The sequence below is a fragment of the Robertmurraya sp. GLU-23 genome (genome assembly GCF_052983275.1).
Genome location: NZ_JBRKCV010000007.1, coordinates 155,526 through 168,140, shown reverse-complemented (window position 1 = coordinate 168,140; position 12,615 = coordinate 155,526). Strand labels below are relative to the sequence as shown.

12 protein-coding genes are annotated in these 12,615 nt (G+C 34.7%); 11 read left to right on the top strand and 1 reads right to left on the bottom strand.

Features of this window, described 5'->3' with window-relative positions:
- The first annotated feature begins 19 nt into the window (after positions 1-19).
- The 8 genes from ACVBAX_RS13545 to ACVBAX_RS13510 all read left to right on the top strand — a co-directional run bounded on the left by ACVBAX_RS13545 (position 20) and on the right by ACVBAX_RS13510 (position 5,829).
- Positions 20-2,170 (top strand): type IA DNA topoisomerase, encoded by a 2,151-nt coding sequence (locus tag ACVBAX_RS13545; RefSeq protein WP_340906548.1) that lies wholly within the window; start codon positions 20-22, stop codon positions 2,168-2,170.
- A gap of 32 nt (positions 2,171-2,202) precedes the next feature.
- Positions 2,203-3,048 carry a hypothetical protein gene (locus ACVBAX_RS13540; RefSeq protein ID WP_340906549.1) on the top strand — a complete coding sequence of 282 codons (846 nt, stop codon included), beginning with the start codon at positions 2,203-2,205 and terminating at the stop codon, positions 3,046-3,048.
- 131 nt (positions 3,049-3,179) lie between these two features.
- Positions 3,180-3,344, top strand: a complete 165-nt coding sequence (locus ACVBAX_RS13535) for an aspartyl-phosphate phosphatase Spo0E family protein (RefSeq protein ID WP_340906551.1) — start codon at positions 3,180-3,182, stop codon at positions 3,342-3,344.
- Between the two features lie 23 nt (positions 3,345-3,367).
- Positions 3,368-3,913, top strand: a complete 546-nt coding sequence (locus tag ACVBAX_RS13530; protein ID WP_340906552.1) for a hypothetical protein — start codon at positions 3,368-3,370, stop codon at positions 3,911-3,913.
- Positions 3,914-4,067: 154 nt separating this feature from the next.
- Complete coding sequence (locus tag ACVBAX_RS13525; protein ID WP_447117490.1) at positions 4,068-4,247, top strand: hypothetical protein; 180 nt, start codon at positions 4,068-4,070, stop codon at positions 4,245-4,247.
- 46 nt (positions 4,248-4,293) lie between these two features.
- Positions 4,294-5,103: a hypothetical protein gene (locus tag ACVBAX_RS13520; RefSeq protein WP_340906556.1), complete on the top strand. Its 810-nt coding sequence runs from the start codon at positions 4,294-4,296 to the stop codon at positions 5,101-5,103.
- Between the two features lie 39 nt (positions 5,104-5,142).
- Complete coding sequence (locus ACVBAX_RS13515; protein ID WP_340906558.1) at positions 5,143-5,442, top strand: hypothetical protein; 300 nt, start codon at positions 5,143-5,145, stop codon at positions 5,440-5,442.
- A gap of 192 nt (positions 5,443-5,634) precedes the next feature.
- The gene (locus ACVBAX_RS13510) at positions 5,635-5,829 is read left to right on the top strand and encodes a DUF2187 family protein (protein WP_340906561.1); all 195 of its coding nucleotides are present in this window, start codon (positions 5,635-5,637) and stop codon (positions 5,827-5,829) included.
- Between the two features lie 242 nt (positions 5,830-6,071).
- On the opposite strand, the gene ACVBAX_RS13505 is transcribed toward ACVBAX_RS13510, so the two are convergent.
- Complete coding sequence (locus tag ACVBAX_RS13505) at positions 6,072-7,667, bottom strand: histidine kinase N-terminal 7TM domain-containing protein (RefSeq protein ID WP_447117489.1); 1,596 nt, start codon at positions 7,665-7,667, stop codon at positions 6,072-6,074.
- Positions 7,668-7,908: 241 nt separating this feature from the next.
- On the opposite strand from ACVBAX_RS13505, the gene ACVBAX_RS13500 reads away from it, so the two are divergent.
- From ACVBAX_RS13500 to ACVBAX_RS13490, 3 genes are all read left to right on the top strand, one after another.
- Positions 7,909-8,868: a DNA/RNA non-specific endonuclease gene (locus ACVBAX_RS13500; RefSeq protein ID WP_340906563.1), complete on the top strand. Its 960-nt coding sequence runs from the start codon at positions 7,909-7,911 to the stop codon at positions 8,866-8,868.
- Between the two features lie 598 nt (positions 8,869-9,466).
- A complete protein-coding gene (gene ltrA, locus ACVBAX_RS13495; RefSeq protein WP_447117488.1) occupies positions 9,467-10,795 on the top strand; it encodes a group II intron reverse transcriptase/maturase in 1,329 nt (442 codons plus the stop codon).
- A 356-nt stretch (positions 10,796-11,151) separates the two neighbouring features.
- Complete coding sequence (locus ACVBAX_RS13490; RefSeq protein WP_447117487.1) at positions 11,152-12,165, top strand: hypothetical protein; 1,014 nt, start codon at positions 11,152-11,154, stop codon at positions 12,163-12,165.
- The last annotated feature ends 450 nt before the right edge of the window (positions 12,166-12,615 follow it).

Sequence of the window (12,615 nt, the reverse complement as noted above, 5' to 3'; positions counted from 1 at the left end):
AAAGGGAGGGTAGCGGGAAATGGGAAGAATGCTATTATGTGCCGAGAAACCTGCACAGGCAAGAAAACTTTGTGAACCATTTAAACATACCGATAAAGGAAATCATATAGTCATTGCACCTTGTGAGATTTTCCCTGAAGGCGCGGTGGCTATTTGGGCTGTTGGACATATCCTCGAACTTTTTGCACCAAGTGATTACTCCGAAGAATATAAAACATGGACTCTAGAGAGCCTTCCTATCATTCCTTCCGAATATAAATTAAAGCCAACACCAGATAAAAGGAAAATACTTAATAACTATAAGAAATGGCTAAGAGATCCTTCCGTATCAACCATTGTCCACTGTGGGGACCCAGCGGGTGAAGGTCAGCTTCTTATTAACGAAATCTTAACCTATTTCAGCAATAAAAAGCCTGTAAAGCGGTTTTGGGCTTCAAGCTTAACTAAAGATGCCGTCATCCGGGCTTTTAAAACGATGAAAGATAACACTGAATATGAATCTTTAAATAGGGCGGCAATCGCTAGGCAACGTGCTGATTGGGTTGTTGGTATATCAACCTCCCGTGCTCTAACTTGTTTATTAAACCAAAAGGGGATAAATAAGACGTTTTCCGCAGGTCGAGTGCAAAGCGCGCTTGCTGGTATCATCTATCAACGTGAGCAGGAGATCGAGAACTTTGTTAGTAAGCCATACTTTGACCTTTTTGCACAGTTTCAATTTGGTGAAGCCGTTCTAATGGGTAAATGGATTAGCAAAGATTCAGAGCATATTTTTGATATGGATGAGGAACTGATCAAAGCATTTGCTGATTTTTGTCAGACGCAACCAGCAAAGGTGCATTCGGTTACTCAAGAGGAAAAAAGGGTTAAGCCTCCTCAATTATATAACCTATCTGCCTTGCAAATTCATGCTAATAAGTTGTTTGGTATGTCACCTGCAGCAGTTTTGGGGTTTTGCCAATCGCTATACGACAAATCGTTATTAACCTATCCACGATCAGATTCAAGGTACTTAACCGAAGGGGAATCCGCTTGGATGCCAACCATACTTAATAATCTGTCAAAGTATGAGTGCTACCAAGAGTTAGTTAATGGAGCTACCCTAGATATATCTCAGAATAAGCGATTTACGGACAGTTCTAAAGTGAGTGACCATTATGCCATGATTCCTACTGAAGAAGCAGTTAATCCGCTTGAATTGCCGAAGGGAGAACAACAAATTTATGATTTGGTTGCGAAATCTGTAATTGCTGCCCATTACCCCGATTTCGTCTATGATTCAACTGAAATTCTAACCACCATACAAGACCAGTTTGCTTTCAAGAGCAAAGGGAATCAAACCAAACACGAGGGATGGAAGACGGTTTATAAGGGCATAGCCAGTGAAGAGAAGGCAGAGGCAGAGGTAAACTTACCTACTGTTAAAGAAGGCCAAATTGGAAAAGTTTTATCTACTGAAATAAAGGGAGGCTCAACCGCCCCACCTTCTCGTTTTACTCAAGGGGACCTAATAGGAATAATGGTGAATGCATCTCATTACTGTAAGGACAAAGGAGATTTTAGAAAAGGGGAATTATCACTCGGAACAGAGGCCACAAGAGCAAGCATTGTAAACACGTTAACTGCTCGTTATGTAAAGATTGTTAAGAACCAAGTGTTTATGCTGCCTGAGGGGAAAATACTCATTGAAGCATTAGGATTAAATAGTTACGTTACTTCTGTCTTAACTACTGGACACATGGAGCGTTATCTAAAAGAGATTGAAAAGGGAAAAGGTAATTTAAACTCTTTTGTGAAACGTACCGAAGATATCACAAGAGAAATCGTTGAACAACTAGTTAGTAATGCTGAAAAATGGGATTTTAGCGCATTTATAAAAGAAATACAAAAAGCAGAAGAAGTAGGTACCTGTAAACTATGTGGAGGGGTAGTCATCGAAAGAGATACCTTCTATGGCTGTAGCAATTACAGTAAGAACAACTGTACCTTTAGGATACCAAAAACAATGTCCGAGAAGACCATAAGTAAAGAAAATGCTAAAAAGCTCCTAACAACTGGACAAACAGCTCTCATTAAAAACTTCGTAAGTAAGAAAAAAGAAAAAACGTTTGATGCATTTCTTGCGTGGGACGAAAACCAAAAGAAACTTACTTATCGTTTTCCTAATTAATAATAATGGTTTTTTAGAATGGAGGTGATTTTATGAATTCGGCTATGTTGCATAATGGGCAAGTAATTACAGCTGCTGAGTACAATCCTGACAAACATGGAAAGAGGATATATTGTATTGATAAAGCATGCAAGACTAACATCATCTATGTTCCAGGTACAGAGTCAACCGTACCGTACTTTAAAACCACTGGAAAGAATAACGAGTCTAAGCATAAGTCAAGCTGTGGTTTTTACAAGATGTTATCCTTTGAGGAAAGCGTAGAAAAAGTAAAAGAGTACCAGTCTGAATTAATGGGAAAAGGGATCCCCGAAACAATTATCCGGTTAAATATGGCTCAAATTGATCCAGACTATCAAAAGAAGGTAATCGAAAGGGAAGAGTCCGAGAAAAAAATAAAAGATCTAAATGAAGTAAAAGTTAAACAAGAGTCCAACACACCTAACAGTATAAGTACGTTAAAAGCGATTGTAAAGCTTCTGACTTCCTATGAGCCTGATACTCTAGCAAGCATCCTAGTAAGTGTAAAAGGAAGGAAAATACCACTTTCACAGATAGTTGTTAGTGCTGATCGAGCACATGAATTAGCTAGGTCTGGACAAGCTAATGAGTCACTAAGTTATTTTGTTTATGGAACTATTCGAAAGGTCATTCGTAGAGAGAAAGTAATCTATCTCAACTTTGAGCCCATCAATAATGTTGTGTTTAGTTTAGTTATTTTCGACAAGTACTTTAAACACTTCACTTACAAAGATGAACAGCTTATTGGACGTAAAATATTGTCCTATGGATTTAGATTAATAAAGAATGAATTTAAGGGTAAGAACACATCAGAGCTTCATATCAAATCAAATAAATATTTGGAGATGCTCCCATAAACGTAATTTAGAGGTGACAGAAATTGTTTGGTTTTGTAAATAGTAAGAATGTGACACAAGCAATCGTCACAAAAATGATTAATGCCAAAGAGGAACTGAACAAACATAGCATCAAGAGGGGGTATTAATAGATGTTACAAACACTCAGAAAAGATGAAAAGTTAATGAAATCTATTGAGGAACTTCGTTTAGCTATGATAGAAAGTTCTCGTAAAAAAGGCATTAAAAACATGGATACGGTGCGTTTAAGTCAGGAATTAGATAAACTCATTCTGACTTACCAGCAACGTCATTAGTAACCAGGGAGAGGAGAATAACTTTGTTTGATATATTAGGCGGTTTAGCGGTATTTGTATTTATTATAGTAGGAATGGTATCTCCGATCATTGCTTTCTTCTTTAGAAAAAAAGGATTCAAAGCCATTTGGAAAAAATCAAACTTGCTATTATTAGGGGTATTGATTTTTATCATAACTCCTATTTTAATAGCTAGTTATTATACTGAAGAGAAACCTTTAATTGAGAAAATGGATAAAAAGTACGCACTAATAAAGAATGATTTACCGAAAGATGAAACCACTGAAAAAATCCTTGTAGAGTTATACAAAACTGGAGCATCTACTAGCGGTAACAGGAATATAAACTATGTGGTCAATAATTACAACGATAAGGATTTTAATGGCAAGATTATAATAAGTGCTTATTATGGAGGAAAAAAAATAAGTGAAAAAGAATTTGGGATGTTTTTGCTATCAAAGGAAAAAGGATACGATGACTATATAGATGCTAACAAACTTAACATTAATAGAGACAAGTGGAAAACGGTAAAGATCAAATACAAAATAAAAGGTGAGTTTTCATCATAAGGCATAAGGAATTCTTAATCCCTTCCTATGAACAGACGGCCGGCTTTAAATTTTCTAATTGGTTTTTTATATCACCTACTTTATTATTAAAAGGGTTCTGAAGATAAATTTATAAAAGGACTATTTACTCATGTAACTAAGGAGAGGGTAAAATATGACTACACCAAACGAAGAGACACCTATTGATTTAAGCATAATCTATGACTTTAAAAGCTTCCCGGACAAGCAGAGTGGACGCTGCGATAACTGTGGGAGAGCACATTTTAATAGTTCAGTAGGAAACGGAAAATTTATTCGAGAATGTAGTAATTGTGGAATGAAGAAATCTATTTAATAGGTAGCAAAAAAAATTCTGTACACTACTCAAAGGCGGTATATATATGAATAAGTTACTACTTACATTCGGAGCTTCACTCTTATTACTAACTGGATGTGGCGAGAGTTCTGATAAAATAGAAGAAACAAATGTTGATAAAGAAACACAAGAGCAATCCTCTACTGGAGATGTAAGTAATAAAGAAACTGTATTTGCATCATCCTATTTAAAAAAGATAAATGAACTTATTGATACTCATGGTATCTTAACAGAAGACGATAAGCTAGGTGGAAATGAAGGATTAGCCTATGTGGACCTCTTAGATTTTAATAACGATGGTACCGAGGAACTATATGTCGTATATGAGATATCTGGTGTTACCGAAAATGGATTCCCATTATACAAAGAAGGGATATGGACGGAGCAATCCGAAGAACCTCATAGCTTAATGACTAAGGATCATGGGGATTTTGGAGTCTTAAGTGAAGGTTCAATGTATGTGAATATTACACCTGATGGACAAGCATTCCTAAATGAGTCAGGGCAGCTGACAGAGGGAAGTAATACTACCACGTTTGATATATTTTATGGCCATGATGGTTTTACTATTGAGGAACTAGCTAAAGCAGAAAAACAAGAGTCATATTCGGGTAATTCCGGTGAACTAGGATATCTATACACTATAACCGAAGGGGAAGTAAGTAAAACTGTATCCGAAGAAGAGTATATTGAATTCCTTAATAAGTATGGTAAAGCAAACAGCAAAAAGATTATCAATAGTGATCAGGGATATAAATCTTTGGCGATTGACCTTACGAATAATGAACAAAAGATAAATGATTTTATTAAAAAGCTTGAAGAGAGTATTCAATAGTAACCTTTCTATCCGAACAAAATAAGGAGTAACATCAACATGCAGTTAATTTTAGCTATAATTTTATTTATTGGAGTATTTTTCTTACTCTCTAGAAAGACTAAACACTCATTCAATAATATGTCTCAAACTGCCAGGGTCGGTATATTTTCATTTATTATAGGAATTATCTTTAAATTTCTTTCAACTATAGTTGCTGTTAACAGCAGCATTATGAATTCATATGATGATTCACCAGGATTTTTTTATCATATCCTTTCATTCGTAAGTGGTACTGCCTTTATGGTTGCTGTAGGTTGTTTCATTCTAGGATTATACCGTTTCTTTTTTAATAGATAATTGGTTATGTTCAGTTGTTTATTTGGAAAATATTATATGTAATGCTATAATAAAAACCCCTGTAAGGTATATTTTATACCGCTTGGCCTCTCCTGGAGAGGCTTTTTTTATAATAAAGTACATTCATTAGTGGAGATAAGTAAAATAAGCGGTCGTAGAAAATAAGCATACTACTTATAAGGAGAGGTACATATGAATACAAATACAAAAGCGGGAGACAAAATTACATTTTCAAGAAATGGAATGATATTCGAAGGAACGATTGTAGTTGTAAATGAAAACACAGTAATAGTGGAAATAACAGAGGATGATCAAAAGCTACTTTTATTACCTAATAATAGAACCGTTGTTAGCCATTCAAATTATAAAAACTTATCTTCAAAATAATTAGGGAGGGGATATCCTCCTTTTTTACATCTCTATTCCACTAACTTATCTCCATCTTTGACAACCAGCTTGTTTATGAATTATAAAAAGCACCCATTAAAAAACTGGGTGCTTCCACTAATTAATTTAATCCTCCACCACCAGGATCTTTTCTTCTTCCACCACTCGGGTCATTCATAGTTAATTACCTCCTTATGTAAGATAGTATATATTATTCTGTACAGGTGTTCTTTAGTTTAATATTAGATTTCCGCACCTAATTCAATGTATTTGCTCAACTGCTCTCTAACATATTTTTGAGTATTATTCCTGCCATTCCTTTTTGCCATATATAAAGCTTGATCAGATTTGTTTACTAAATCACCTAACATCTCTTCAATATTTTCATCCCCGTAAATTTGTTTACTTGAAACTCCAAGGCTCAATGTAACCTGTATTTGAACATTATTTACTAGAATAGAACTCTTTAACACTCTTAAACGCAAATTGTTGGATAAAGCATATGCGTCGTCTAGAGATGTATTAGGTAGCATAATGACAAACTCTTCTCCACCGTACCTTCCAATAAAATCCGTTCCACTTAGACTATTCTTAGATATATTCACCACATGGGAGAGGACTAAATCTCCTGCTTGATGACCATATGTATCATTCACTTTTTTAAAATGGTCAATATCAAACATAATGAAGGCCACTTGTTCACCCACGACCATAGATCTAAGTTGTTCTTCACTTTTTTTCATGAAAAATGAGCGGTTAAATACCTGAGTAAGTCCATCAATTGAAGCAAATTCTTTAAGTTTTTCCTGTAATTCTATCTTTTCTGTAATATTAACGAATGAAATAATCTTAGCGCCTCTACTCGTATTTTTCTGAACTTCTATGTGAGAAAATTGTACCTGAAAGTGAATCCTTTCTCCATCTTTCAAAATTTCATAGTCACAATCTTCTCCTTGTCCTATGATTTCATCAAGTTGTTCGTTTCCCGTAATTACGGATTTTAACGGCATTCCAATGATGGAGGAGGTAAGGGCGGGCATGATTACCATCATGGCATGGTTATAATCAAGAATCACATCATCCTTGTTTAAAACAAGGACTCCTTCCTTCATCCTCTCAAAGACCGTATCCCTATAGACAGGTGTTACATTAAACATTTTATAGGAGATCAGAGCAAGAGTATGAAAGAGAAAAGACAAACTCATAGACACAGGCCCCAGATCTATCCCATATGGACTTAGGTCATTTAAATAAAAATAATTAGCAACAATAGGGAAGATTAATCCTGCTATCATCGTTAAGATCTGCATTCGAAAAATAAATAACCCTTTTTTTAGATGAACAAGTAAAGTAATAATGCTAATGACTAAGCAAAGAAATAAATATAATGCATGAAAATAAAAAAACACCCCATATTCAAATTTCACTATTGGAAATGGTGTATGAGTTCTCAAAGTAACCGATGTGTAATAGAGGTGGTGCATCTCATTGGTTGCATGCATAAAAATAGTGATACAAGGAACTGTAAACAAAACATAATAAACCCAAATAGGTATTTTTCTTCCTATGTATTCACAACACATCAAAAGAATAAAAGCTGGAATAAAAGGCATTACAAGGTACTCTAAACTAAGCCATAATTTTATTTCCTTGAGTGTTGTACTTGTTAACTCAAAGATGTAGAAAAAGGAAAAGAGTGATGATAATATCGTTACCACCAAGAATGGCTTTGCACCCGGGTTAGTTCGGAGTTTAAGGTAAGTGAAAAAGGATAAAAACACACTCAACACAGCAGCTAAAACAATGATTAAAACATACAATATTAATTCACTATTCATTTTTGCACTCCACTTATACCAGTTTATAAATTAAAGATTAATAATATCATACTCCCATTTAACAGTTAATTATTTCAAGATACAAGGAGGATTATGCTGTAAATAAAAACAAAATCTTAATACTGAAATATATTCGATTTTAGAATATACTATATCAATAGGTTAACAACGTTAATCTACCTTAACATTTCGAGATTTTTTTAAGAATGAACATATAAAACTATTATAAGAGAGTCCTAAAATGAAAAAGAAAATGAACTATTTAATCTTATTATTAACAACCATCTTTATAGTTGGTTGTACCAACGTAGAAGATGCATCCAATACTGTTATAGAAACAGATAAACAAGAAGTAACCACAGTTGAAACAGATAAAAATAATGAAAAAGAAGAAACTGTCACTACGGTTGATGAACCAGTAGTAGAGGAAACACAAACCCAATCAAATAATGAACTGTTCTCAGGATACAAACTTATTGAAGTTGATGGTGGTGATTTGTCTGGATATCGTGAACCTAACGTGGTTGTTGACATTGGTTATGGTGACCGAAAGTATTGGGCCTTCACAAATGAGTACGGACAGCTAATTCGTGTTGAGGCAAAAAATATAACACTCCAAAATCCAAATACTGAACATGTTTCATCGTCTGGGAGATACTATTCTGATGAAGCAAAGGTTCCCGGTACAGAGAGTGAAGAATTAGATGAAGGACATGTAATTGCTGACTCACTTGGGGGAGTATCTAACGCATACAACATTACACCTCAAGACAGCATTCTCAATAGGCACGGCAATCAAGCATATATGGAAAAAGTGATTCGAGATGCAGGAGGTTCTACAGATTTCGTAGCAGTGATTAAATATCCAAATACTCACACGCAAATTCCAAATCATTATAAATTCACATACAAAATACAGGGCAGAACCATTACAGACGAATTTGACAATGTAAACCCAGACGATGTGAACAAAAATTTAGGGGTAACAACAGGTACGAGTACGCCACCGAAAACAGACAATGTACCAGCAAATGAAACGGTAAGTAGTAATGAGGATGTTAGTAAAGTGGATACCAATCATAATGGAATTGTTACGATTGCAGAAGCCAAAGCAGCTGGCTATGAAATGCCAATTTCTTCTGATTCATGGCTTTATAAATATATGGATGATCGAGATGGAGATGGACTAGTAGGAGAGTAAACAAATCGAATATTTTTACTTTAATGTTAAGGGAGTTCCTTCAATAATGGAGGGACCTCTTTTTATATTCCAAAAACGCGGCAGTTGTGCGGCCGAGCCTAGGTCGTATCATATAGCGGGTGGGATTCCCGCCGAGTAAGAACTAGCCATTCGCTCGTAGCGAGTCTTGGAGGGCTAAAGGTAACTTTAGTCTTTAAGCGTAGACAGTTAGGAAGTGGGCCGAAAGCCAAATGGTTGAAGGGATTGAGCTCCATAAACTTTAGTAGACTGAGAGGGCTGATACCTTAACTGCGGTAGAAAGCAACATTTTATTCTTCATCAAAGGCAAGAAGAATAAAACCTCTCTGGAGTCAGAGACCTTGGCACGCTTCACATTGATATGATACGGCAACTCGGGAGACCCTACCGGTCTTTTCTATTTTTTTTTAGAAGAGTATGGTGTACAAGCGATAACAAGCAAGGAAACCAAATGCCGTGTAGGGAGTCGGATAGCAGCGTAGTACCAATGAAGTTGGGTAATGCCGATGGAGGGAAGGCTAGCTACCAGTTATCACCCTCACTAGGGACACATTAACTACACACAGAGGTAGGAATAATAATGGAAACAAAACTACTAAGGATAGCAGAATTAGCAAAGTCTCAGCCTAATATGAAATTTACATCACTTGCTCATTTATTAAATGAGCAATCACTAACACAGTGTCATCATGGATTGCCAAATAGAAAGGCAACGGGTGTTAACGGAACGACTAAAGAACAATACAGTGAAAACCTAGAAGAAAACATAATTGATTTGGTAAGTAGGCTTAAAAGCAAGAGCTATCGCCCTGTTCCAGTAAGACGAATGTATATCCCAAAGCTCAATTCAAATAAGAAAAGACCGTTGGGCATACCTGAACATGAAGATAAAATTGTACAAAAGGGAATTACCAAAATACTAAATTCTATCTATGAAAATGACTTCCTAGATTGTTCATTTGGGTTTCGTCCTAATAGAAACTGCCATGATGCGCTGAAGATACTGAATCTTTACATTGAAAAGAGAGCAGTAAGTTATGTAGTAGATGTAGATATTAAAGGTTTCTTTGACAACGTTGATCACAGATGGATGATGGAGTTTCTAAAACTTCGAATCGCTGACCCTAACCTACTGAGAATAATCAACAGGTTTCTTAAAGGTGGATACATGGAGGAAGGTAAGAAGTATAAGACAGACAATGGTACACCGCAAGGTGGAGTAATATCTCCGATATTAGCCAATGTATATCTCCATTATGTTCTCGACTTATGGTTTGAAAAAGTGGTTAGGAAACAATGTAAAGGGCAGGCATATATAGTAAGATACGCAGATGATTTTGTATGTTGTTTTCAACATAAGAGCGAAGCCCAGCAATTCTTCCATTCATTAAAGCTTAGATTAAAGAAATTTAATTTGGAAATAGCCGAGGATAAAACGAAAATTATTTCCTTTGGTCGGTTTGCAGTACATAACGCAAAGCGAGATAGAAATAGCAAACCAGACACATTTGATTTCTTAGGATTTACCCACTATTGCGGAAAAAGTAAAGAAGGAAAATTTCGTGTGAAACGAAAATCCAGTAGGAAGAAAGTTCAAGGCAAACTAAAAGAAACTAAAGAATGGTTGAAGATTAATAGAAATAAATCTATTCATATGATTATGGATAGACTTAATCGCTCGCTCACTGGTTATTACAACTATTATTGCATGACAGATAACATCCAAACTGTTAACAATTTCAAAGAGAGACTTGAAAACTTACTATTTAAATGGCTAAACAGAAGGAGCCAAAGAAAGTCCTTTACATGGAACAAATTTAATCTCTTCCTCAGTAGATATCCACTTCCTTTACCAAGAGTTAAGGTAAATATCTATGAACTTAGAGAAGAGATTAGCTATATTCTGTAATGATAACTAGGAGGAGCCGTGTGCGTAAATAGCGCAAGCACGGTTCTGTGAGGGGGAGGAGAACAACTTACCGTAAGGTAGGAAGGCTCCTTTCTACTCGACTAGTTCATTAGGAGAGTGAAAAAATAATCAGGATGAAAACAACTAAGCTAGTAGGTTTGAATTAATAAAAATCAATAAAAACTAAATTTCTTAAAATTAGTATTTATAATAAAGAGTTGATTATTTATCAACAAATGAGAGAATTTTTTGATAAAAATTACTGCTACAAAGGTTGGATATATATGTTAAAATAAATGTGCGATTAGTATAAAGGATGCAGGATACTATACCTATATATAGGAGATTAAGTATGGTTGAAAGGAGTATTAAAAGATTTGTTTAAGACAATCCTTGTAATTATTTTAGTTTTAGTAATTTTATTTTTCGGTTTTGTTATAGTTTCTTTTTGTATAGATGAAAATAAAAAAGTTAAGATTCGCAAAAATAATTTAGACAAATATTATTCATCTAAAGGAAATAGTGAAAATAAAAGACAAAACGCACTTAAAATACTTGAAAGATTTGATCAGATTTATGATGCTTATTTACTGGGTTTCAATTCATTTTTTAAAGATTATCCAACAAGCTACTCCATTATAAAACAGGGGGAGGAAGCATATGAAGACCAAAAACGTTACAAAAGTATGGATATTGATGAAAAAGCCCTTGGAATTATTTATAATTTGATTGGTGTAATTTATACAATTAAATATCAAATTCAGTATTTCGATTCCAATATCAAATCGGCTCAATATACATTAGAAATTTTAGAAAATGATACAGAAATAAAAGAGTTTTTTCCATACTTATACCATATAAGAAGAAATAATTTAGAAAAGTTGATTTGGCACTCACAAAAAATAATCGGTCACTTAAATGATCAGTTGATTAAATATCAATCAGCTATTGATGAACTTTCTAAGATAAAAAAGAAATCCCTACTAAGTAAAGCTGCTGTCTTTGCTTGGAATATGGTTTCAGCACCAGTTAGACATATTGTAAACTTAGTGGAAGGAATCGTTTATGATGATGATGCTAAAGTTAATAAAAGCGTTATGATGCTTATTTTCGGAACAGTAGGCATTGGGTTATTAAGTGACGCAATAGATGCATTAGATGTCCTAGACTCACTTGATTATAATTCCCTTGAACTAGTTGAGGGCCCTAATAATCATTTTGTTGAACCTCATTCTCGTATGTTATCAGACGGAAATACAATTTGGGTTGACGGAGATGGTGATACATCAATAGATAGGACAGTAGAAGAGGGTGGAGGATATTTACGTTCCAATCCTGATGGAAATCCATATAATAATTTAAAAAGCTAAATGGTTAATAATTGAGAAGAAAACTAAATAACAACTTTAACTACATTGGAATTTTAACTTAAATCAAACTGTTATTATCATTAAAACACTTTGAAAGAGTTTTACATAAAAATGTGAACCTTTATTCAACAAAATGTCGCCATTCTTGAAGGAGGAAGGCGTTTTTTTGTGTTGTCCATATAACGAGATTTGGAAATTGTTAGTTAGTAATGATGTCAAAACAGGGGGAGAGCGATAGAAAAGGAGCATTCCTTAAATAGGATTCGTTGACCAAGGGCGCCAAGATAGGCTAATGTCCGTAGTGAGTAGAGTAGGGAAATAGGATACTAGTATTGGCGGTAGGATCTATGAATGAATGGAAAATTATGTTCCTTAAAGCCTAAAAGCCCAGTGTAAACACCTGGACTTTTTTAGACTTTAATTTATATATTAATCATGTACATGGAATTC